General features: G+C 43.0%; 19 protein-coding genes. 8 read left to right on the top strand and 11 right to left on the bottom strand.

Annotated elements, in window-relative coordinates; translation table 11 throughout:
* Nucleotides 1-93: 93 nt before the first annotated feature.
* The 3 genes from VHA01S_RS11385 to VHA01S_RS11395 form a co-directional block, all read right to left on the bottom strand.
* Nucleotides 94-1,608 carry a hypothetical protein gene (locus VHA01S_RS11385; RefSeq protein WP_023404528.1) on the bottom strand — a complete coding sequence of 505 codons (1,515 nt, stop codon included), beginning with the start codon at nt 1,606-1,608 and terminating at the stop codon, nt 94-96.
* Between the two features lie 305 nt (nt 1,609-1,913).
* Nucleotides 1,914-2,813: an N-acetylmuramic acid 6-phosphate etherase gene (murQ, locus tag VHA01S_RS11390; protein WP_023404529.1), complete on the bottom strand. Its 900-nt coding sequence runs from the start codon at nt 2,811-2,813 to the stop codon at nt 1,914-1,916.
* 8 nt (nt 2,814-2,821) lie between these two features.
* The gene (locus tag VHA01S_RS11395) at nt 2,822-3,940 is read right to left on the bottom strand and encodes an anhydro-N-acetylmuramic acid kinase (protein ID WP_023404530.1); all 1,119 of its coding nucleotides are present in this window, start codon (nt 3,938-3,940) and stop codon (nt 2,822-2,824) included.
* A gap of 93 nt (nt 3,941-4,033) precedes the next feature.
* On the opposite strand from VHA01S_RS11395, the gene nagZ reads away from it, so the two are divergent.
* Entirely contained in the window at nt 4,034-5,023 is a 990-nt protein-coding gene (gene nagZ / locus VHA01S_RS11400; RefSeq protein WP_023404531.1) for a beta-N-acetylhexosaminidase, read from the top strand.
* Here nagZ and btsR read toward each other — a convergent pair.
* Both btsR and VHA01S_RS11410 read right to left on the bottom strand, forming a co-directional pair.
* Nucleotides 4,997-5,722, bottom strand: coding sequence for a two-component system response regulator BtsR (gene btsR / locus VHA01S_RS11405; protein WP_023404532.1), 726 nt, complete (start codon nt 5,720-5,722; stop codon nt 4,997-4,999). The genes nagZ and btsR overlap by 27 nt on opposite strands.
* Nucleotides 5,715-7,400 carry a sensor histidine kinase gene (locus tag VHA01S_RS11410; protein WP_023404533.1) on the bottom strand — a complete coding sequence of 562 codons (1,686 nt, stop codon included), beginning with the start codon at nt 7,398-7,400 and terminating at the stop codon, nt 5,715-5,717. The genes btsR and VHA01S_RS11410 overlap by 8 nt, the downstream gene beginning before the upstream one ends.
* 264 nt (nt 7,401-7,664) lie before the next feature.
* On the opposite strand from VHA01S_RS11410, the gene VHA01S_RS11415 reads away from it, so the two are divergent.
* Both VHA01S_RS11415 and tyrA read left to right on the top strand, forming a co-directional pair.
* Nucleotides 7,665-8,735: a 3-deoxy-7-phosphoheptulonate synthase gene (locus VHA01S_RS11415; RefSeq protein WP_023404534.1), complete on the top strand. Its 1,071-nt coding sequence runs from the start codon at nt 7,665-7,667 to the stop codon at nt 8,733-8,735.
* A gap of 15 nt (nt 8,736-8,750) precedes the next feature.
* Nucleotides 8,751-9,881: a bifunctional chorismate mutase/prephenate dehydrogenase gene (tyrA, locus tag VHA01S_RS11420; RefSeq protein WP_023404535.1), complete on the top strand. Its 1,131-nt coding sequence runs from the start codon at nt 8,751-8,753 to the stop codon at nt 9,879-9,881.
* Nucleotides 9,882-9,973: 92 nt separating this feature from the next.
* On the opposite strand, the gene ettA is transcribed toward tyrA, so the two are convergent.
* Nucleotides 9,974-11,641: an energy-dependent translational throttle protein EttA gene (gene ettA / locus VHA01S_RS11425; protein ID WP_023404536.1), complete on the bottom strand. Its 1,668-nt coding sequence runs from the start codon at nt 11,639-11,641 to the stop codon at nt 9,974-9,976.
* A 214-nt stretch (nt 11,642-11,855) separates the two neighbouring features.
* Here ettA and sltY point away from each other — a divergent pair, with 214 nt between their 5' ends.
* Complete coding sequence (sltY, locus tag VHA01S_RS11430; protein ID WP_023404537.1) at nt 11,856-13,778, top strand: murein transglycosylase; 1,923 nt, start codon at nt 11,856-11,858, stop codon at nt 13,776-13,778.
* A 32-nt stretch (nt 13,779-13,810) separates the two neighbouring features.
* A complete protein-coding gene (gene trpR / locus VHA01S_RS11435) occupies nt 13,811-14,107 on the top strand; it encodes a trp operon repressor (protein ID WP_023404538.1) in 297 nt (98 codons plus the stop codon).
* Between the two features lie 15 nt (nt 14,108-14,122).
* On the opposite strand, the gene yjjX is transcribed toward trpR, so the two are convergent.
* The 5 genes from yjjX to bamD form a co-directional block, all read right to left on the bottom strand.
* Nucleotides 14,123-14,668, bottom strand: a complete 546-nt coding sequence (yjjX, locus tag VHA01S_RS11440; RefSeq protein ID WP_023404539.1) for an inosine/xanthosine triphosphatase — start codon at nt 14,666-14,668, stop codon at nt 14,123-14,125.
* Nucleotides 14,669-15,847 carry a chorismate mutase gene (locus VHA01S_RS11445; protein ID WP_023404540.1) on the bottom strand — a complete coding sequence of 393 codons (1,179 nt, stop codon included), beginning with the start codon at nt 15,845-15,847 and terminating at the stop codon, nt 14,669-14,671.
* A gap of 132 nt (nt 15,848-15,979) precedes the next feature.
* Nucleotides 15,980-16,327 carry a ribosome hibernation-promoting factor, HPF/YfiA family gene (hpf, locus tag VHA01S_RS11450; protein ID WP_023404541.1) on the bottom strand — a complete coding sequence of 116 codons (348 nt, stop codon included), beginning with the start codon at nt 16,325-16,327 and terminating at the stop codon, nt 15,980-15,982.
* Between the two features lie 303 nt (nt 16,328-16,630).
* The gene (locus tag VHA01S_RS11455) at nt 16,631-18,082 is read right to left on the bottom strand and encodes an MltF family protein (RefSeq protein WP_023404542.1); all 1,452 of its coding nucleotides are present in this window, start codon (nt 18,080-18,082) and stop codon (nt 16,631-16,633) included.
* Between the two features lie 89 nt (nt 18,083-18,171).
* Nucleotides 18,172-18,897, bottom strand: coding sequence for an outer membrane protein assembly factor BamD (gene bamD / locus VHA01S_RS11460; RefSeq protein WP_023404543.1), 726 nt, complete (start codon nt 18,895-18,897; stop codon nt 18,172-18,174).
* 139 nt (nt 18,898-19,036) lie between these two features.
* Here bamD and rluD point away from each other — a divergent pair, with 139 nt between their 5' ends.
* The 3 genes from rluD (at nt 19,037) to clpB (ending at nt 23,434) form a co-directional block, all read left to right on the top strand.
* Nucleotides 19,037-20,011, top strand: a complete 975-nt coding sequence (gene rluD / locus VHA01S_RS11465) for a 23S rRNA pseudouridine(1911/1915/1917) synthase RluD (RefSeq protein ID WP_023404544.1) — start codon at nt 19,037-19,039, stop codon at nt 20,009-20,011.
* Between the two features lie 2 nt (nt 20,012-20,013).
* Nucleotides 20,014-20,736, top strand: a complete 723-nt coding sequence (gene pgeF / locus VHA01S_RS11470) for a peptidoglycan editing factor PgeF (protein WP_023404545.1) — start codon at nt 20,014-20,016, stop codon at nt 20,734-20,736.
* Nucleotides 20,737-20,857: 121 nt separating this feature from the next.
* The gene (clpB, locus tag VHA01S_RS11475; RefSeq protein WP_023404546.1) at nt 20,858-23,434 is read left to right on the top strand and encodes an ATP-dependent chaperone ClpB; all 2,577 of its coding nucleotides are present in this window, start codon (nt 20,858-20,860) and stop codon (nt 23,432-23,434) included.
* Nucleotides 23,435-23,700 lie beyond the last annotated feature (266 nt).

A 23,700-nucleotide genomic window follows, 5' to 3' on the forward strand; every position in this document is an offset into this window, starting at 1 on the left:
AGTGTGATTGGTATAACAAATATAAAGTGACTAATAAAAACGGGCAGTTCAAAGAACTGCCCGTTTGCTATCACTTAAAATACAGCTTCTGATTTAGAAGGTGTTAAAGCCAAAGTATTCTACTTGGATACTATTTGCATTACCCCAAGTTAACTTAGGATTACCTAAGTCACTCTTACTGTTTGCATGACATTCGCTATCACCACATAGTGCAGTTAGGTCTTTGTTGTAACCCATGATGAACTGAATGTAGTAAGGGATGTTATTGGGTTTAAGCATAGTTTCATTCACTGGGTCATGAGCATAACCCCAAGTGTGGCTAAATTCATGCGCAACCAATGGTACTTGACCAAAACCAGCATGCAGTAATGTATCTTCTTCAACGGTCATAACTACTTTTTGTTGCGAGCCTTTCGCTGCTGCCATACCGTAGTCAAAACCAGATTTGCTGCCTGATAGCACTACTTTCAGTTTGTGATTTTCAGTGGTTGCTAGAGAATCTGCTTTTAATTGCGCGTAGTTGCCCGGCATTGAAGTGTTAAATGGACCTGGCTGACCTTGCGTCGCTTTATCAAGCATTGCCATGTTATTCCCATTATCAAACTCAGTAGCAAACTCAGGTGTGTTGTATAAGAACATCACTTCACCAAAGATGCGTGTAAAGCGTGCTTTTAGCTCTGGTGTCCAGTTAGCTTGAACATACCCTGGAGTATTGTTTGTCGCAGGAGAAACAAATTCAAATTCAGCAGGGTTGGTGCCGTGGAAGATAAGATCTGTGTCTGCTGTAGCTAACATGGTTTGAATGTTAGCAGCAATTTTAGGGTCTTTGCTGGCTTTCTCAACCACCAGTTTTGCATCTTGTTCATCTAGGTAGAATTTAGCTTCTAGCTGAGATTTTAGATCCGTTGCGGTAACGGTTTTCGCTGTAGCTGCGCCATTGGTCGCGGTTTGCGGAATTGGCGGAATAGCCGATACAGAAGCGTTGATATCGCCAGTGTAATAGTCTTGTAAGTTCTCACGAATGGTTTTCTTAGTACCATTGTCAGAGGTAATCTTAGTATCAAGGTGAGCATTCAGATAGTGAATTTGAACGGCTAATTCATTCCAGTCGTAAGTACCGCCATTTAAGTTTTTGGTGTACGGGAAGTCTGCACCTAATGTAAATACAGAAGTGCCTTTAGCGCTGCTAAGCTCTTGCATGAAATCTTTAACAGAGTTCAGTGTTTCATTGTATTCAGGCCAACCCATAGCGTGTTGAATTGAAGACAGTTCAGCTTGCAATGCAAACGGAATAAGACCTGCAGTAGAACCAGGGAATGCTTTTGCAATATCAGCATGTTGCTCTTGTTCTGCTTTTTCTAAGATATCTTGAGTAGCTTGTGGATCTTTTGCGTAGGCGGATGCCATAGCCGCATCTAGGCCTGCAATTAACATTAAATCTTGCTTACGAGCAGTCTCTTCTTTATTCAGAGACAGGCTGGCTAGCTCACCATCTTCAGGAGCTTTGACTGATGTTGCTTCGTGATGTTTAGAATCATGACAACCGCTAAGCGCAATAGCACTTGCCACTAATGTTGCCAAAGCCAGTTTTGATGTATTGAATTGCATAGAACCTCTTCAATTTGCTAATTAAATGGCGTCTATTTCAAAAATAAAGGTGAGAGCAGTAATATCAATCGCAACAACTAACTAAGTGATTGGTATGATGCAATACTGTTTAAATATGAAAAGTCATTCGCCATTGGTATTTGCTTGTTGTGTTGAAGTCTATTTTTGTGAACTAGATCAAGCAATAATTAAAATTGAGAAGTTATTTTTCTTCGCGAATTTACATGATATTAATCTATCCTGACATTAGCGGAACATAGCAGGATAGTTAATCATGTATTCTTTATGGTTCTTTTAGCCGTTATTTAGCGAATAAAGCCTTTTTGTTTGTTCAGTAGTGCTTCAGCTTGCGCTTTCTCTTGCCTTGTCAGTTGCATCATAATAGCTAGCTTCACATTCATTTGCGCTTCTTTTAATACTTCTTCAGCACGACTCTTACTGCATTCCGTTGCCTGCATGACTATGCGAATAGCTCTAGCAACCAACTTTTTATTGGTGGGTTTTACATCCACCATTAGGTTTTGATAAGCCTTGCCGATTTTGACCATGCTGGCTGTGGAGAGCATATTGAGCACCAGCTTCTGCGCCGTTCCTGCTTTTAAACGGGTAGAACCGGTTAATATTTCAGGGCCAACAATCGGTGAGATGGCAATTTGTGCATTTGCTGCGATTTCCGAGTCAGGATTACATGAAACCGATACGCTGGTGGCGTGTATCGCATTGGCATACTGTAAACAGCCGATGACATACGGCGTACGGCCACTTGCCGCAATTCCGACCACCACATCTTGCGCAGTTAGGTTTAGCTCAGTTAAATCTTGCTCTCCTAAAGTGAAGCTATCTTCGGCACCTTCTTGAGCTTCAAACATCGCTTCTTTGCCACCGGCAGTGACCCCGACAACCATTTCTTTATCTACGCTAAAGGTAGGAGGGCATTCAGAAGCATCCAATACGCCAAGTCGCCCACTGGTGCCGGCACCCACATAAATTAAGCGCCCACCTTGGGCAAAGGCTTGGCAAATGGCGTCTACCGCTTTGGCTATTTGAGGCAGTTCTTTTTGTATTGCTACCGGCACTTCAGCATCGGCTTGATTCATTTTTTCGATGATTTCAAGGGTTGTGAGAGTATCCAAATCCATGGTATTCGGATTTCGATTTTCTGAAACCAATTTAGCAAGAGTATCGATTAATGTGCTTTGTGACATGCTGATGCCTATTCTGCGTGGTAGATGATGCCCAGTGACGTTGCTTTGCTTGCCCCTGTGACTTTAGGTAAATTGCTTGGCAAGTTGTGGATACGTCGATAGGCGAGCCATGCAAAAGCTAAAGCTTCCATATAGTCGCCACTAATACCTTGCGAGTCAGTTGTATTCACTTGCCAGTTAGGTAACAGGGTTTGTAATCGCTCAAGTAGCGCCTGATTGTGCGCCCCTCCACCACAGACTAATAATTGATCTTGGTGTGGGCTTTGATATAAGTGACACTGTTGGGCAATAGATTGCGCAGTAAACTCTAATAAGCTTGCTTGTATATCTGCTGCGGGTATTGAGTTATCGATTTGCTCGAGTATCTGCTCAAGCCAAGCCAAATTATAATGTTCTCTACCTGTGCTTTTAGGTGGCGCCGCCATTAGATATGGATCTTGCATAAATAGCGCCAGTAGAGCGCTATTGACGTGCCCGCTTTTTGCAAATTGACCATTATGATCAAAAGGCAAATCACAGTTCTTTTTCACCCAAGTATCCATCAACATATTGCCCGGACCGGTATCATAGCCAAGCACTTCACCATTTGCTTGAAGCACTGAAATATTGGCTATCCCTCCAATATTGAGCACTATTTTGCAACAGTTAGAAGCCGGGAACAGTGTTTGATGATAAGCCGGAACCAGTGGCGCACCTTGACCACCAAGTGCCATATCTTTGCGTCTAAAATCGGCAACAGTCGTGATCCCCGTTTTTACTGCGATAAGATTGGCATCGCCGATTTGAGTGGTGAACGGAGTATCACCGGTTGGCTGATGGTAGACCGTTTGCCCATGACAACCTATGGCTTTGATATCATTGGCTTGAAGATTTAAATGGGCTAAGAAAGCGTTACTGGCTTCGGCATACAGAGTGGCAAATTGATGATCGAGTTCACCGAGCGTTTGCAAAGTAGTGAGTTGTCCCTGACACACTTGCAGGGTTTGTTGTTTAAGTTCATCAGGTAAGGGATATTCAAACGTTTCGAGACAGTGAGTCACCCCTTGCTCAAAGTGGGCTAGGGCAAGATCGACACCATCTAAGCTCGTCCCCGACATAATGCCAATATAGAGTTCTTTTTTGTCCATATTTGAGATGTTTGATCCGTTCTTTGATTGTCAAAATACAATAAACTGAATACTCTGTGAAAGCCACATTAGATATGAGAATAAGGATGAAAAATGGGTCCGTTATGGCTAGATGTTAAAAGCTATGAAATTGATGCCGAAGAAAGAGAAATCCTACAACACCCTACGGTAGGGGGGGTCATTCTATTTACTAGAAACTACCACGATAATCAACAATTGCAGGCACTTACCGATTCAATTCGTGCGGCTGCAAAGCGTCCTATTTTGATTGGTGTTGACCAAGAAGGTGGGAGAGTTCAGCGATTCAAAGAAGGGTTTACGCGTATCCCTGCAGCGCAATCGTTTGCTTCTAAAGCGAACGGTGATGAGTTAGCAAAACAAGCGGGATGGTTGATGGCAGCCGAGGTCATGGCTCACGGAATTGATCTTAGTTTTGCCCCTGTACTCGATCAGGGTCATCAATGCTTGGCAATAGGCTCTAGAGCATTTGGTGAAGATAAAGCCACGATACTTAAGCACAGCTCAGCTTTTATGTTGGGTATGAAGCAAGCGGGTATGGCAACTACAGGGAAGCACTTCCCTGGACATGGCGGTGTGATTGCAGATTCTCACAAAGAGACGCCAATTGATGGAAGAAGCACTATTTTTGATACTGACATGGCTATATTCCGTGCTCAGATTGAAGCGGGTCTTTTAGACGCCATGATGCCTGCGCATGTGGTGTATCCAGAATACGATGATAAGCCTGCCAGTGGATCTCAATATTGGCTGAAAAATGTATTGCGTGAACAGTTGGCTTTCAAAGGCTTGGTATTTTCCGATGATTTAAACATGGAAGGTGCAGGGATTATGGGCGGGCCAGTAGAGAAAGCGATGCAAAGCTTAAGAGCGGGGTGTGACATGGTATTAATGTGTAATAACCGCAATAGTGCCGTTGAAATTATCGATACATTGCCGATTACACAAGTACTAAATGCGACTCAACTGGTTAAGAAAAATTCATTTAGTTTAGATGAGTTGCATTCGAGTAGAGAGTGGAAAGAGGCAACGGAAGCATTAGCCAAAGCCGAGCTTCTCCTTTAATACTTTTAAATATCGGCGGCTAACAGGAGCGTGATAGCCGCTAATGGTAATAATCTCAGCTAAGCCTTGCTCTAAGAGTTTAATTTCCCTGATGGCTCTTGGGCTAACGAGATATTGACGATGACAGCGCATAAGAGGGGTTTTCTCTTCTAGCACTTTTAGCGTCAATTGGCTGTTAGTGGTGTGTTCAGTTGTTTGAATGTTCACACCGCTAAAGTCACTATAGGCTACTTCAATATTGTCTGTGGGTACCAATATAATACGGTTGTGCCCACAACAAGGTACCTGATCAAGAGAGCAAGGAGTGATATTGGAGTAATCCATTGGCGCTTGCTTGTTTTTGAATCGCTTGTTAAGACGACAAATCGTTTTATTGAGCCTTGCGGGATCGATGGGTTTTAATAGGTAGTCAAAGGCATTCTCTTCAAATGCTTTTAGTGCGTATTGATCATAAGCCGTCACAAACACCACCGCCGGCATCGTCTCGGGATCTAGCATGCTAAGCAATTCTATCCCTGATATTTGTGGCATGTGGATGTCTAAAAAGACGATATCAGGTTTAAGCGTATTGATTTTTTGTAGCCCTTGAATCGCATTTCCCGCCTGACCAATCACTTCGATCTGCTGAGTTTGCTCGATAAGTTCGATGAGATCTTCTCTAGCAAATAGTTCATCATCAATTACAAGGGCTTTAAGCATGGTCGTTCTCATTATAGTTCGGAATTATAAAGCTCATCCGCGTGTAATTTTGCGGATCGCATTCAATTTCCAGTTGATACTGCTCGCCAAAATAATTGGTGAGTCGTTTACCAGCAATATGCATTCCTAGACCAGTTTGATCTTTGCTATCAGGCTTGTAACGACCCGCATTATCTTCCACTGTAATTTTATAACCTTTGCTATCTTCACTGCTATAGATGCGGACAACGCCACCATCTAAAAGATTCGATACGCCATGCTTGATGGCATTTTCAACTAAGGGTTGTAGGGTAAAGCTGGGGACCATTTGTTCTAGTAGGTGCTCTGCAATATCGATATCAACTTCTAAGCGATCAACAAAACGCGATTTTTCAATCGTAAGGTAAGAATTTACGTGTGCGAGTTCTTCTCGGAGAGTAACAAATTCAGTATTTCGCTTCAGATTGCCACGGAAAAACTGTGACAGATGTTGGATTAACTCACGTGCTTTGTCAGGATTGCGACGAGTAATTGCACTGATGGTATTCAATGCATTGAATAGAAAGTGTGGGTTTACTTGTGCATGCAATAATTTTATCTCAGCTTGAGATAACAGCATTTTTTTCTGTTGATATTCACTATAAAGGATCTGACCAGACAGTAATTCAGCGATACCTTTCGCCATCGTGGTATTGATGGAAGAAAACAGTTTTACGCGCGGTTCATACAGTTTGATGGTGCCAATCACCTTATCGGCGGCAATCAAAGGAATAACTAACGCTGAGCCCAATTTGCAATCTGTAGACAGCGAGCATTGATAAGGCGTTTTTCTGCCATCAAGATAGATGATGCGTTGTTCTTTGATTGAAGTAAGGGTGTATTCAGAGGAAATAGGCGTATTTGGCTTATGATGATCCGAACCTACTCCTTCAAAAGCGAGTATCTTTTCTTTGTCCGTTATCGCCACCGCGCCAACTTTAGTTTCATCTTGAATGATATACGCAATTTTTTGTGCGCTGACGGCATTTAACCCTTCAGACAACACACCGACACAGCGTTCGGCAATATTTAGAGCACGTCGTGAATAGCTAGAGGAGTATTTCTCCAAAATGGCTCGTCGATCTTGCAAAATACTGATAAAGAAAGCCGCGCCTAAGGAGTTGGCCAGAATCATAGGTATGGCGATGGACTCCACCAAAATAACCGCTTGCGAGGTAGGTTTAGCAACCAGAATAATAATGACCATCTGCGTAATTTCAGCGACTAAGGTGACATTAAAGATGATGGTAGCGTTAAATAGACGGTCACTCTTTCCTCGACGCAACATGTACATATGTACGATTCCGCCAATCAAGCCTTCGGTAGTGGTGGAGATGGCGCAAGCAAGATCGGTAAACCCGCCCATCGAATAGCGATGTAATCCCCCAGTTAAACCAACTGCTAAGCCCACAATGGGGCCACCAAATATCCCACCCAGTACCGCGCCAATGGCCCGTGTATTGGCTATAGCATCACCAATTTGCAATCCAAAGTAAGTGCCAAGAATACAAAATAGGGAAAACATGACATAACAAATGAGTTTATGGCTAAACCTTTCCGAAATATTGAGCAGAGGGATAACCAGAGGTGTTTTACTCAAGGTATAGGCAACCATAAGGTAAACACACATCTGTTGTAATAAAGAGAGGATAAGTTCCATAGCGAGAGTTATGTCAAAGTATTAATAGGCTAAGTTTATACTTAATTTTATTTAATAGTTTGATTGCGGTTGTGAAAACTAGCTTTAGGGTTATTGCCGAAAAGCATACTTAGTTTTTAAAATAGAGTTACTTGCGTAATGGTGTAAATTAAAGTTTACATTAAGTGTAATAAATAACGTACAAAACTCTTGCTTTAATCTTATCTTCGGGTATTGTTGAAACATATCTTAAAAATTACGTACAAAATTATTTACGGTGACACTATGCAACGCAGCGAACTTAGCAACGTCAATATCAGCCAAGAGCAGATTCTAATTACTCCGGACGAGTTAAAAGCAAAGATCCCTTTGAGTGAGACTGCTCGTCAGTTTATTCAACAATCTCGTGAAACTATCGCCAATATCGTTGATAAAAAAGATCACCGTCTATTAGTGGTGTGTGGTCCTTGTTCTATCCATGATGTAGAAGCGGCTAAAGAATACGCTAAGCGTTTAAAAGCATTGTCTGAAGTTGTTGGTGACCAAATCCAATTGGTTATGCGTGTTTACTTTGAAAAACCTCGCACAACCGTTGGTTGGAAAGGGCTTATCAATGACCCACATTTGGATGGCTCTTTTGATATCGAACATGGTCTGCACATTGCACGTAAACTATTAGTTGAATTAGCCGATATGGGTATTCCATTGGCTACTGAAGCGCTTGATCCAATCAGCCCTCAGTACCTAGCCGATACCTTTAGCTGGTCTGCAATTGGTGCTCGTACTACTGAATCTCAAACTCACCGTGAAATGGCCAGTGGTCTTTCAATGCCAGTTGGTTTTAAAAACGGTACTGACGGTAGCCTTTCAACTGCAATCAATGCAATGCAAGCTGCGTCTTCTAGCCACCGTTTCATCGGTATTAACCGCGCAGGACAAGTTGCGCTACTGACAACGAAAGGTAACCCTGATGGACACGTAATCTTACGTGGTGGTAAGCAAACTAACTACGATTCAGTGTCTGTTCGTGAGTGTGAAGAAGAACTAGCAAAAGCTGGTCTTGATGCTGCACTAATGATTGATTGTAGCCACGCAAACTCACGCAAAGACTACCGCCGCCAACCTCTTGTTGCTGCTGACGCTATTCAACAAATTCGTGAAGGCAACAAATCGATTATTGGTTTGATGATTGAAAGTAACATCAATGAAGGCAACCAAGGCACTGATATTCCGTTAGATCAACTGCAGTACGGTGTGTCTATTACTGATGCATGTATCAATTGGGACTCAACTGAGGCACTATTGCTGAAAGCTCGCGAAGAGCTAATCCCAATTTTAAAAGATAGAATCAAGTAAGTAGTAGAGAAAAACATGGCAAAGGCACTACAGGGTTTAAGAGATAAGATTGATTTAGTAGACAAGCAAATGCTTGATCTACTTGAGCAACGACTAAAATTGGTCGAAGAAGTTGGCGAGGTCAAGAGTGAACATGGCCTGCCTATCTACGTGCCAGACAGAGAAGCCGCAATGCTGGCATCTCGTCGAGAAGAAGCTCAAAAACGCGGTATACCGCCTCAACTTATTGAAGATATCCTACGCAGAGTGATGCGTGAGTCCTACGCTAGCGAAAAAGACTCAGGGTTTAAATGCTTAAACCCTGACTTAGGCGATGTGGTCATTATCGGTGGTAATGGCCAACTCGGTAGCTTGTTCAGAAAGATGTTTGATCTTTCTGGCTATAGCGTCAAAGTGTTAGGCAGTAAAAATTGGCATGAAGCGGATGAGCTGTTTAAAAACGCTGGCCTTGTGATTGTTACTGTACCAATCAATAAAACAGAAGCGGTGATTGGCAAGTTAAGTAACTTACCACCAGACTGTATTTTGTGTGATTTCACCTCCATCAAAGCAAAACCATTGCAGGCGATGCTAGATGTACATGCCGGGCCAGTGGTTGGTCTGCACCCAATGTTTGGCCCAGACGTACCAAGTTTGGCAAAACAGGTGATTGTACATTGTGATGGGCGAGGCGAAGAGCACTACCTATGGTTGCTGCAGCAGTTTGCTATTTGGGGCGCAAGTTTATGTCCTATGGAAGCTGAGCATCACGATCATGGTATGACGTTAATTCAAGCACTGCGTCACTTTACCTCGTTTGCTTACGGTCTGCATTTGAGCAAAGAAAATCCTAATATTGATACTTTGCTTAAACTGAGCTCGCCTATCTACCGCTTAGAATTGGCGATGGTCGGTCGATTGTTTGCCCAAGACCCAGATCTATATGGTGATATCATTTTGTCTTCCGAAGAAAACATCGAGATGATAAAGCGTTTCCACTCTCGATTTGGTGAAGCTCTGACTCTACTCGATAAACACGATAAAACGGCATTTATTGATCAATTTAATTCGGTTTCGGATTGGTTTGGTGATTACTCTCAGCAATTTATGAGTGAGAGTCAAAAGTTGCTTAAACAAGCGAATGATTCCATCCAAAGAGATAGCTAAGCTATTGTTTAGATAAGAAAAAAGTTTAGATATTAAAAAAGGTCGCTTCACAATCAATGTGAAGCGACCTTTTTAGTTTTCTGCGATACGAATTACTTCGCTACACGCTTGTACTTAATACGATGTGGTTCAGCAGCTTCAGGACCAAGAGTCTTCTTCAACCATTCCATGTATTCGTTGTAGTTACCTTCGTAGAAGTTAACTTGCCCTTCATCACGGTAATCAATGATGTGAGTGGCGATACGGTCAAGGAACCAACGGTCATGCGAGATAACCATGGCACAGCCAGGGAACTCAAGTAGCGCCTCTTCTAGTGCGCGCAAGGTTTCAACGTCAAGGTCATTGGTCGGCTCATCGAGAAGCAATACGTTGCCGCCCGTTTTAAGAAGCTTAGCAAGGTGCACACGGTTACGTTCACCACCAGAAAGCTCACCAATAACTTTTTGCTGATCTGAGCCTTTGAAGTTAAAGCGTGAGCAGTAAGCACGTGCTGGAATTTCGAAGTTGTTGATCTTGATGATATCAGCGCCTTCAGAGATCTCTTGGAAGACGGTTTTCTTGTCATCCATGCTGTCACGGAACTGATCAACAGAGGCCAGTTTAACGGTATCACCCATTTCAACAGTACCTGAATCAGGCTGTTCTGTGCCACTTAGCATCTTAAATAGGGTTGATTTACCCGCGCCGTTAGCACCGATAATACCGACGATTGCACCCTTAGGCATGCTAAATGACAAGTCATCGATAAGCACACGCCCATCAAATGATTTAGTTAGGTTCTTAACCTCGATAACTTTATCACCTAGGCGCTCACCTGGTGGGATGAACAATTCGTTAGTTTCGTTACGTTTTTGACGATCGCCACTTTGCAGTTCTTCAAAGCGAGCCATACGCGCTTTAGACTTAGATTGACGGCCTTTAGGGTTTTGACGAACCCATTCCAGCTCTTTCTCGATGGTTTTTTGACGAGCACTTTCTTGAGACGCTTCTTGTTGTAGACGCGCATCTTTTTGCTCAAGCCAAGAAGTGTAGTTGCCTTCCCATGGAATACCTTCACCACGGTCAAGTTCCAGAATCCAGCCAGCAGCGTTATCTAGGAAGTAACGGTCGTGGGTAATCGCCACAACAGTTCCCGTATAATCTACTAGGAAGCGCTCAAGCCATGCTACAGATTCTGCATCCAAGTGGTTGGTTGGTTCATCAAGAAGCAACATATCAGGCTTCTCAAGAAGCAGACGACAAATTGCTACGCGGCGACGTTCACCACCAGAAAGGTGTTCAATTTTTTGGTCCCACTCTGGTAGACGCAATGCATCAGCAGCACGCTCTAGAGAGTTTTCAAGGTTGTGACCGTCTTTGGCTTGGATAAGTGCTTCCAAATCACCTTGCTCTTTTGCAAGCGCGTCAAAATCAGCGTCAGGTTCAGCATAGGCTGCGTACACTTCATCCAAACGTTTCATGGCACCAGCAACGTCAGAAACGGCTTCTTCAACCACTTCACGTACGGTTTTAGACTCATCTAGTTTTGGTTCCTGTGGCAGGTAACCTACATTCAATCCCGGTTGTGGACGCGCTTCACCGTCGATATCAGTATCGATACCAGCCATGATGCGTAATAGAGTCGATTTACCTGCACCGTTTAAACCCAGTACGCCGATTTTTGCGCCAGGGAAAAAGCTTAGGGAAATATCTTTGAGGATTTGACGTTTTGGTGGCACGACTTTGCTCACCCGAGACATGGTATAGACGTATTCAGCCATTACCTAGAGATCCTTTATTGTATGGGTCTACAGACCATAGAGACAAAGCGTTATTTTATACTATGCAAACCGTTTTTGTTACCGTGTGGAGCGCAAAATCTTCACTTGTTGAAACCCTAAATAGTTATTTACCTGATTCTTACAAATATCATGATTTGTTGCGTATTATGAATATAAGCAAATAAACCATAAGCATCGCCACAAAGAGAGACGCATGTCAGTATTTATTAAATGGTTAGGAGTTGGAGCTGGAATAGTATCAATCTCTGTTTCAGCAATGACATTAGAGCAACAACGAGAAGCCTACGAGCAGGCTCAAACTCTCATCACTAATAAGGATATTCCTGAATATCAGGTATTAAGAGAGCAACTGAACGATTACCCACTGACACCTTATCTCGATTATCGTATGTATATGCTCGACTTAGACAAACGCACCCCAGTCGAAGTAGAGCAATACATAAAAGAACATCATCAATACCCATTTTCTCAGTCAATCCGAGGCTCATATCTAGATGCCTTAGTTAAAGCTGAAGACTGGAAGGGCTTTTACCGCTTTCAACCACAAAAGCCACGTATGCAGAGCTACCAATGCAGCTATTATTTTGCTCAATATCAAATGGGCAAAACAGTGGATGCCTTTAAAGGGGCTTCTCAGATATGGATGACAGGCTCTAGCATTGCCAAAGAGTGTAATGAGCTATTTAAAGCATGGGATGAAGCGGGTCTGCGTAAAGATACTGTGATTTTGCAACGTATGGGACTGGCTTTTGTCAGCCGCAATGCACGTTTACTTAATTATTTACAAGATTTACCTGAATCTGATTCCGCTAAGGAAAATGCGCAAGCCATTAACCAATTGTATAAAGACACTTCGCAAATAGAAGCATTTGCCACTTCTCAAGCACAATCTGAGCTGAACAAGAAAGTGACCTTAGCAACCTTAAAGCGCATCACCTATCAACAAGCCAATCCGCAACTGGCGATTAAAGTGATAGATAAGGTCGCCAAAGCACAGAAGTTTACCGATAAAGAGTATCAAGATAGTGCCGATTATATCGCTTATAGCCTGATTAATACCGATGATGCAGAGCTGGCCAAGTGGCGTGATGACACACTACTAAAAAGCACTAATCCAAAATGGTTGCAGCGCAGAGCGCGTTTAGCCATTCAACATCAAGACTGGCATGGACTCAATATTTGGATAGACAAAATGCCAACTAAAGAGAAAGAGTCTAAGCGTTGGCAGTATTGGAAGGCGCGTGCACTGCTTGCTCAAGGTGAGGTCAAAGAGGGCAAAACTCGCATGCAACAATTGCTTGGCTATCGAAGCTTTTATAGCATTGCGGCAGCAGATTATTTAAAACAACCCATTCAATACAACACTTTAATGCCGACTAAATCGGAGGCTTCTATTGAGCCGTTTTCGGAGTCGTTAGCTCGCGTGAAAGAGCTTATCGCGGTAGATAAAATTAGCACGGCTAAACGCGAGTGGCGCTGGCTATTAGCTCGTTCAACTTCCGCACAAAAGAAATTATTAGCGCAATATGCGGCTAAGCATCACTGGAATCATCTTTCGGTGATTGCGACCATTGAAGCAAAAATGTGGGACCATATCAGCCTACGTTTCCCTATTGCCCATCAATGGTGGTTTAACTTTTATGCGAAAAAGCACGATTTAGATCCCATTACTTTAATGGCGTTAGCTCGACAAGAAAGTGGTTTAGATATTGATGCTCAATCGCCAGTAGGCGCACGCGGCTTAATGCAAATTATGCCCAAAACGGCCGCCGCTACTGCCAAGCATTACAACATTGAATACAGCGGCGCTGATGAGCTGTTTGATGTGAGTAAAAATATTGAGATTGGCAGTCAGTACTTAGCGGGCTTACTAGACGATTACAATGGCAACCGAGTGCTCGCATTTGGCGCTTATAACGCTGGCCCAAATAGAGTGGATCTATGGCGAGAAAGAACCGGCGGCAAAGTTGATGTCTATTCCTATATAGAGTCAATTCCGTTTGCTGAAACTCGTGGATACATTAAAAATATTCTGATGTTTGAGGTCTACTATCGCGATATCTTAAATAAAAAGGGGCCATTTTTATCTGACTTAGAGTCTGAAATGAAGTATTAATAAGAGAGTGTTAGAAGACAAGCAGATACGTTATGAACCCAGTAGAGCAAGAGTGGCAAAAGCTACTCGTTACCATAGCTAAAGCGGCAGAGCAGGGTGAGCATCAGGTATTATTATCCATGATGCTTACTCCTGACGAGAAAGAAGCATTAGTCACTAGAGCGAAGATACTGCACAAATTGTTGAACGAAAGTTGTTCACAGCGACAGATCAGTCAAGATCTAGGGGTAGGGATTGCAACGGTAACGCGGGGTTCTAACGAATTAAAAGGGCGTTCAGAAGAGGAGCAACAACTTGTTTCTCGTCTTCTGAAACCCTTTGTCGAATAAAATGCAGACGTTAACTTAAAAAGCGTCTGCATTGTTAAACGGAATAAGAGCCAAGATAAGTGCTTGGTGATAAACACTACTGCGACTCAAACGGTTATTGGTCAGTATTCCAATAGCGCCGCCTTTTTGTTTGATATTGATGGTGCTATACACTTCATCCATCGCATCCCCAAGCTCTTTACCTTGCGTGATCAAATCCAATACCTTGCTAGGTAGCATTAGGCTCGATGAGCGTGATTCACCGTGCTTTTGCTCAGATTCAATATCTTGCTTGGATTCAATAATCATCCACGCAAACGTGGCGTTATCTTCAATGCCCGCTTCTAAGCCTACATAAAATTGCGCATCGCTAATAGCTTGTTTGGCATTATCAACCCGAGTTTGTGCGCCGCGTTTTGTCTCTGCATTGGACATAGGTTGATCGCTAACACCGCTATCCACACTGACGCCGACAAAACTGAATGCTTGCTCAGGAAATACTTCGCTAAAGGCACTTTCTACTGCTTTAATCTTGGCCGGATTTAAAGAGGCCACTACAACCTTGCTGATACTGCTGTTCATCTAAGGCACTTTAACCTGAGTTGGTTTGATATTTTCGCTTGGGTAACAGCCGAGTACTTTCAGGTAACGGGTGATCGTAACCAATTCATTAATGGCCGATTGCGCCGCATGCGAATCTAAGTGAGTTTCAAGATCCATATAGAACATCTCTTCCCATGGATTACCCATGATAGGGCGAGATTCTAGCTTCTTAATATTGATGTTGTGGCGTTGCAGTACCAATAAGGTTTCTACCAAAGAGCCCGCCTCTTGCGAGGTAGACATAATCAAGGTGGTTTTGGCTGGAATTTGGTCAGAAACGCTGAAAGCCTTACGCGCAACTACAATAAAACGAGTATGGTTTTCGGTTTGGTTAGCAATATTTCCCTGCACGTTTTGCAAGCCGTATAGCTTACCACTAAGTGCATTACCGATAGCCACGGCATCAGGACGATTAAGCTCTTTCACTTTTAACATTGCATCAGCGGTGCTCGCGCAAGTTTCTAATGTAGTGCCTTTTAGGCGGCCTAAGAAGTCACTGCATTGCTGATGAGGCTGAGGGTGAGAATAGATAGTCTTTATGTCTTCTAATCGCACTTCTTCTGGCGAGAGCAAACAATGCTCAATCGGCTGAGAGAGCTCACCGACGATATATAGGGTGGTGTGCTGCAATAGGTCATACACTTCGTTGATAGAGCCAGAGCTGGTGTTCTCGATGGGCAATACGCCATAGTCAGCATGCCCAGACTCAACAGTTTTGGTCACCTCTTTAAAAGACTCACAATTGAGTTCAATAAGGTCAGTGTTACGACGGCTAAAGTAGTCTTGGCTAGCTAAGTGCGAGTATGAACCTTTAGCCCCAAGAAAAGCGACACGCGCCAGAGGCTTACGTTGCAGAGCAGGGTTCACCAAGTTTTGTAGGTAGGCTTGCTGTAGTAATACCGAGTCTTCAATGATGGTGTAGAACACTTTAGTGATGTATTCCGCATCCAGTTGGTATTTCTCTTTGCCGTTATTGATCAGTTTGACCAACAATTGTTGTTCTCTATCCGCATCTCTGACGGGCTTAGAGGTCTCCACTTTGCTTTTCGCGACTTCTAAGCTCAAATTACGGCGTTCGGAGAGCAAACTTAGCAGTTTATCATCAAGAGCATTGAGGCGATTGCGAATATCGTCGAGAGAAAGTGGTGTTTCAGCCATTTCTAATTCCTTTAAATGGTGATTGCGAAAGAGAGTTATAGATCACAATAAGCTATGGCGGGAATTAGGGTCAAGCAAAAACAGCGCCGAAAGGGCGCTGTTTTTATAAGTTAGTTTATAGATTGATCTTAATTAAACTTCTTCAATCGCAGGTTCTTCTGGTTCAAGTGGCGCATCGGAATGGCTTGCGCGTCGTGCGTCAGGTTTGTGACGAAGTTTATTCAGTTGTCGTTCAAGTTTTTGTTCAACTTCATTCACTGCGATATATAAATCGGCATGAACGGCAGAAGCAACTAATTGTCCTTTTGGTACGCTGATGACTGCTTCAAATCGTTTGTTCTTATTTGGCTCTTCTTGGAAGCTCGCATTACAACCAATAATGTCGACTTGCCATTTTTCTAGTTTTTTAAATTTCTCTTCAATATGAGAGCGAATTGCAGAGGTGATTTCAATGTTTTTGCCAGTAATGTTCATTTTCATATAGGTCGTTTCCTCTGTGTCTAACATCTTCCGTTAGGTTCAGATTACGACTTTGATAAAAAATATATGTGATCTAGATCACATTGATAGCCAATCAAAAATGGAGACATAATGTTTGTGATTATTTGCATATGTTTGCAAGAAAACCCTTGCCGAGACTGATATTTAGTGTCAAATTTGAATGGATAAAGGCGCAGTGAGTTTAGGACTTACTGCGCCTTTTTTAGTGAGTAATCGCTCTACTTTAATCACTAACGACTCGTTGGCTTAACTTAGTACAGTATTAGCACTGCATGATTTTGTTTAATCTGAGACATCAAAGATCAATTGCACCGGGCTAATCTGTTTATTCAAATCATTATTCAGTTCTTCACGCTCACTTTGGATCTCGCCAAGCTGCTTATAAATAGTGTAATAACGATTAATATTGGCAACATACTGCACAGGCTCACGACCTATGTTTCGTCTTGCCACGATTTCGACATTATTAAACCAGATGTTGTGATCGTATCCCTGCTTTAGCGCTAAGGCTCTCATTCTGCGGATCTTGGCAGGGCCTGCATTGTATGACGCTAAACTAAAGTAAACTTTATTACTTTCATCGATATCAGGGTCACTAAAATACCTATCGTGGATAAACCTCAGATACTTGGTTCCGGCATGAATATTATTTTCGACCGGCTTAATGTTAGGGATATTGATATACGGGTCTTTAGCGGTGGCGGGCAGTACCTGCATAATGCCCACCGCACCTCGGTGCGAGACTTTACTATTGTCTAGCCCTGACTCTTGAAAGGCTTGCGCCGACAGCATCACCCAATCAATTTGATATTCTTGTCCATAATGCTCAAATAGATTGGATAAGCTCTCAAGTTTAGCCATTTTTTTCGGGTTTAAGGCGCGAGTTAACCAACGCGTATCTTGCAGATACTTTTTATAGATAACATTGCCCAGTAACGTCCCTTGTTTGGCTGTTTTTAAATAACTATTGATGACTTGTTTGAATTCAGGGTTGTTGTGACGCAAAGCCCAAGCAATTTGTGCATTACTGCGCACCGGGAACTCTTCGTGAATTTGAATGTTCTTCATTACGTTTAGCCACAAACTGGCTTTGTGACTATCTATAATGGTGGCAGGTATCAAGCCTTGATTAACCAATTCCACTAATTCCAGATCTTGCAGGCTTTCCTGAACAAAATTCACTCGTACTGGAATATGCCCGCTACTAGACAATTGCTTGTTGAGCGCTTGGATACTTTCAAAGTAGCTAGAACTTGCTCTGATCCATACTTCCATTCCACTGACTTGCTCAGCAGAAGTTATGGGTTCTTTGGAGTTATGGGTAAGGAACAGTTCATTGACCCCGGTAAGGATAGGGGTGCTGAAGTCGACTTCTTGTTTGCGGCGCTCAGTAATGGTGAGATTGGCAATCGCCACATCACCTTGACCATCATTTAGTGCATCAAACAGCGCATCTCGGGTAACAGGGATAATTTTAATCCGCATGTAGGGGTGTTTTTTCTTCAAGCTAAGCTCAAAGTGATGCAATTGTTCGGCGATAATGCCTTTTGGTCTGCCACCTTCTACATAGTAAAAACCAAGATCAGCGGCTACTAAGGCGCGAACCACGCCTTTTTCTTTAATGACTTTATAGTCACCAATATAGGTATTCTTTTGTATCGGAGAGAGTTCAAGTGCCTGTGCCGGTAAGGACAGCAGGACAGAGGCAAGTAGCCCCAGCATAAGATTTTTCATACAACATTCCGTGTTGGTTTATGAAAAAGTGGCGTGTGTGCCACAGCGAGATGTTAAAAATTTAACATCTCGCATCTTAAATTTAACACTTAAAGTGGATTTAGCTCAATGAGTTTTTCAGTTCGAGCAACGGCATCATCTAATTTAAGTTCTTGATAGGCGATAAGTTGTAAGCGTAAAGACTTACGAGCCGCTTCAGTATCAGGGTAGCTACGTTGCAATTCTTGACAGCGATTGATGGCTGCAATCCATGCTTTACGACGAATGTAAAAATCGGCAGAAGCATAGTCATAGTCAGCCAGACGTTTTTTCAATGCAATCATGCGTTGCTCGGCATCTTCTGCATATGCGCTGGTTGGGTAACGTTGCAATAAACGTTTGAAGTCAGAAAAAGCTTGTTTGACGGGTTCAGGATCTCGATCTGAACGATCGATGTTAAACACATCATGCAAAAAGTTTCTGTCTTGCGCCATATGCGTTAAACCGCGCATATATAAAATCCAATCAGATCTTTCATGCGTTGGGTTTAAGCGAGTAAAACGTTCGATAGTAGCAAGGGCTAATGGAAGCTCATCATTTTTGTAATACGCATACACAAGATCAAGCTGCACTTGTTCTGAATACGGACCAAATGGATAGCGAGAATCTAAAGCTTCTAGCTTTTCTACAGCAGACGACCAAGAGCCAGCTCGGAGTGAAGTCTGAGCATCTGCATACAATTGTGAAGGTGGTACGTCGGGTACAATTTCATCGCTACTGCTGCATCCGAAAAGCAACATAGCAGACAAAAGGCCGACTAGAGTTTGATGTTTCATATTAAAACGCGAAGCCATGCTCAATTAAATTATTTCCTAGGTTGCCGTTACAATCGGCGAGTAAGCAGATACAATAACGGAAACGCTTATTTTTTCATATAAACAAGCATTAGTCCCACTCTTTTTAAAAAAGTTAGATATGGCCCAGCAGATAGAATTAAAAAGTACCGTAAAAGAGAGTCAACTAGGTCAACGCCTAGATCAGGCCATCGCCGAATTGTTCGATGAGTTCTCCCGTTCCCGTTTAAAAGAATGGTTACTCGCTGGCAAAGTCAGCGTTGATGGTACCGTTGTCACTAAAGCTCGCGTTAGGGTAATGGGCGGTGAGGACATTGTTGTTGTAGCTGAAATCGAAGATGAAGAACGATGGGAAGCTCAAGACATACCTTTAGACATTGTTTATGAAGACGAAGATCTATTAGTGATCAATAAGCCAAGAGGTTTAGTAGTTCACCCAGGAGCAGGTACTCCAGATGGCACGGTATTGAATGCACTATTGCATCATTACCCTCAGATTGCCGAAGTCCCGCGAGCCGGTATTGTGCACCGTCTTGATAAAGACACCACAGGTTTGATGGTAGTGGCAAAAAATGTCCCTACGCAAACTCGCTTAGTGCGTACCTTGCAAAAACGCCGTATTACTCGTGAATACGAAGCGATTGCGATTGGTAAAATGACTGCTGGTGGCATGATTGATAAAGCTATCGGACGTCACTCAACCAAACGCATCTTAATGGCAGTCAGTGAATTTGGTAAGCCAGCAATCACTCACTATCGTGTTGCTGAGCGTTTCCGTGAGCACACACGTATTCGACTACGCCTAGAAACAGGCCGTACTCACCAAATTCGTGTGCACATGTCTTACTTACAACATCCACTGCTAGGTGATATCGCCTATGGTGGTCGTGCACGTATTCCAAAAGGCGCAACCGAAGAATTGACCACAATGATCCGCAGTTTTGATCGTCAGGCTCTGCACGCAGTTATGTTGAAGTTTGTGCATCCAACAACAGGTGAAGAAATGCAATTTCACGCTCCTGTTCCTGATGACATGATTGAGATGGCTGAAGCGCTGCGCCAAGATATGCGCGACAACTACGAAGACGAATATTAATCATGAGTTACTTGCATCCCAATTGGAACGTAGCAGATTGCGTAAAGTCCATTAGCTCCACTCGCAAAGGTGGTTTTTCTGTGGGCGATTTTGCCAGTCTCAATTTAGGGATGCATGTTAATGATGATCCGGTTACGGTGCAGAAAAACCGCGATCATATTGCTCAATTAAGCAATATGCCGTCAGCTCCTGTATGGATGAATCAAACTCACTCTACTACAGTAGTTGAGCTAACCGAGCCAACGACCGAAACTATCGAAGCTGACGCATTAGTAACGTCAGTGCCGGGCGTAGTGTGTAGTGTTATGACTGCGGATTGTCTGCCAGTATTGTTTGCCAGTGCTGATGGAACAAAAGTAGCCAGTGCACATGCTGGTTGGCGCGGCTTAGTGGGAGGGATTTTAGAAAATACCTTGAGTCACTTTACAGGTCCCGTAGTGGCTTGGATTGGCCCTGCCATTAGTTTGCATGCTTTTGAAGTGGGCGATGAAGTCCGAGAGCAGTTTATCCAAGTAAATAGCGATGATGCGCTCGCGTTTCATCAACACAAACCGGGTAAGTGGATGGCTGATCTGCCTTTACTGGCTAAACTACGATTACAAAGAGCAGGTTGTGAGCAAGTTTCACTATCTGGCTTATGTACTTATCAAGATCAAGAACGTTTCTTTTCCTATCGCAGACAAGCCTCAACAGGTCGTCAATCTAGCTTTATTTGGATTGAATAGTTTGCCCGCATAATTCCTGTAGCACTTGAAATTAGCCTTACAAGCACCCATATAACTAGTATACCAATCACAAAGCGATACGGTTGGTACCCTAGTCATCAATTGCTCTCAGGAGGCCAATATGCGTTATGATCGACTAACCGGCAAATTTCAAGCCGCCCTCTCAGATGCCCAATCCTTGGCTGTAGGTCGAGATCATCAATATATAGAACCTAGCCACCTTTTATTCTCTTTGCTCGATCAAGAGGGTGGTAGTGTAAGACCGCTTCTGACTATGCTAAAAGTTGACCTTGTTCAACTGCGCGCTCAACTTTCCGATAAATTAAATAGTTTTCCCAAAGTCAGTGGTATGGCCGCTGATGTACAGGTTTCTGCCACATTAACTAAATTACTTAACCTGTGTGATAAATTTGCGCAAAAACGCAATGATAGTTACATCTCTTCAGAGCTATTTTTACAAGCCGCAATTAACGATGGCAGTCAACTTGGACCAATGCTGAAAGCGCAAGGGGTTACCGAGAAAAAAATCATCGATGCCATCGAAAAGATCACTGGTGGTCAAAAGGTCGATGATCCTAATGCAGAAGATCAAAGACAAGCACTCAGCAAATACACCATTGATCTGACTGAACGTGCCGAGCAAGGCAAACTCGACCCTGTTATTGGTCGTGATGATGAAATCCGTCGCACCATTCAAGTATTGCAGCGCAGAACCAAAAACAACCCAGTGCTTATTGGTGAACCCGGTGTGGGTAAAACCGCTATCGTTGAAGGTTTAGCACAACGAATTATCAATGACGAAGTCCCTGAAGGACTAAAAGGACGTCGAGTTCTTTCTTTAGATATGGGGGCACTAATTGCAGGTGCTAAATATCGCGGTGAATTTGAAGAACGTTTAAAAGCAGTGCTTAACGAACTAGCCCAAGAAAATGGCAATATCATTTTGTTCATTGATGAAATGCACACCGTAGTGGGCGCAGGTAAAGGCGACGGCGCAATGGATGCCGGTAATATGCTAAAACCAGCTCTAGCGCGTGGTGATTTACACTGCGTGGGCGCAACAACACTGGATGAACATAGACAATACATCGAAAAAGATCCGGCATTGGAACGTCGTTTCCAAAAAGTGCTGGTGGATGAGCCTAGCGTTGAAGATACCATTGCCATTTTACGTGGTTTAAAAGAGAAGTATGAACTTCACCACCATGTTGATATTACCGATCCAGCTATCGTAGCGGCGGCTACCTTGTCACATCGTTATGTGTCTGATCGTCAACTTCCTGATAAAGCCATCGATTTGATTGATGAAGCGGCGTCTTCTATTCGTATGCAGATCGATTCAAAACCGGAAGCGATGGATAAACTTGATCGGAAAATCATCCAATTGAAAATGGAGCAACAAGCGCTCAATAAAGAAGATGATGATGCCAGTCGTAAACGGGTTGCCTTGATCAACGAAGAGTTGTCAGACAAAGAGCGCCAATATGCTGAGCTAGATGAAGTATGGACAGCAGAAAAAGCCTCACTATCGGGCACGCAAGATATCAAAGCTGAATTAGAGCAAGCTCGTTTAGATATTGAATTTGCGCGTCGAGCAGGCGATCTGAATCGCATGTCTGAATTGCAATACGGTCGTATTCCGGATTTGGAAAAACAGCTGCAGTTAGCCTCTGATGCAGAGCAAAAAGAACTGACCTTACTGAAAAACAAAGTAGGGGATGCTGAAATTGCCGAAGTGCTATCCAAACAAACGGGTATTCCGGTCGCTAAAATGTTGGAAGCAGAAAAATCCAAACTTTTGCGTATGGAAGAAGATCTACACCAAAAAGTGATTGGTCAAAACGAAGCGGTAAGTGCGGTGGCCGATGCTATACGCCGTAGCCGAGCGGGATTATCCGATCCAAACAAACCGATTGGTTCTTTCTTATTCTTAGGTCCAACTGGGGTAGGTAAAACCGAACTGTGTAAAACATTGGCTCACTTCCTATTTGATAGTGAAGAGGCAATGGTGCGCATTGATATGTCAGAGTTCATGGAAAAACATTCTGTGGCTCGATTAGTGGGCGCACCTCCGGGTTATGTTGGTTATGAAGAAGGCGGTTACCTTACTGAGGCGGTCAGACGTCGTCCATATTCTGTTATCTTGCTTGATGAAGTAGAGAAAGCGCATCCAGATGTATTCAATATTTTATTACAAGTATTGGATGATGGACGCTTAACCGATGGGCAAGGTCGTACTGTTGATTTCAGAAACACCGTATTGATCATGACGTCTAACCTAGGCTCAACAGAAATCCATGCAGGATTTGGTGAAAGCTCATACGCTCAGATGAAAGAACAAGTGATGGACGTGGTGAAAAATCATTTCCGCCCTGAGTTTCTAAACCGAGTGGATGAAAGTGTGGTATTCCATCCATTAGCACAGAAACACATTCGCAATATTGCGTCTATTCAGTTGCAAGCATTGGTAGAACGTTTGGAAGCGAAAGATTACCAAATGTCTATTAGTGATGAAGCATTGGATAAAATTGCGCAAATTGGTTTTGATCCTGTTTATGGGGCAAGACCATTAAAACGTGCAATCCAACAGTATGTTGAAAATCCATTAGCTAAATCACTACTTTCTGGAAAATTTGTACCAGGACAAGTGATTGAGTTAAGTGTTGAAGACGATGCTATCGTAGCGAAACAAAGCTAATAGCGATGATTATTCGCTAATAAAACCTACGAAACCGGTTGCTTTGTCTGAAAAATAAGCAACCAAACGGTTTTATTAAAAAAACTGCATTTTAGGGGTTGTCAGGGGGCGTTTTATTCTTATAATGCGCCTCCGTTGTCACGATAAACTTCGCTGACAACAAGTGGTGCTAAAAAGATGAAATGATTAATAAAAAAGTGGTTGACACTGATAATTATCTCATTAGAATACACCACTCGCTCAAAGGGGTAACCCTTGAAAGCAAC

The sequence above is a fragment of the Vibrio halioticoli NBRC 102217 genome, from assembly GCF_000496695.1.
GTDB lineage: Bacteria > Pseudomonadota > Gammaproteobacteria > Enterobacterales > Vibrionaceae > Vibrio > Vibrio halioticoli.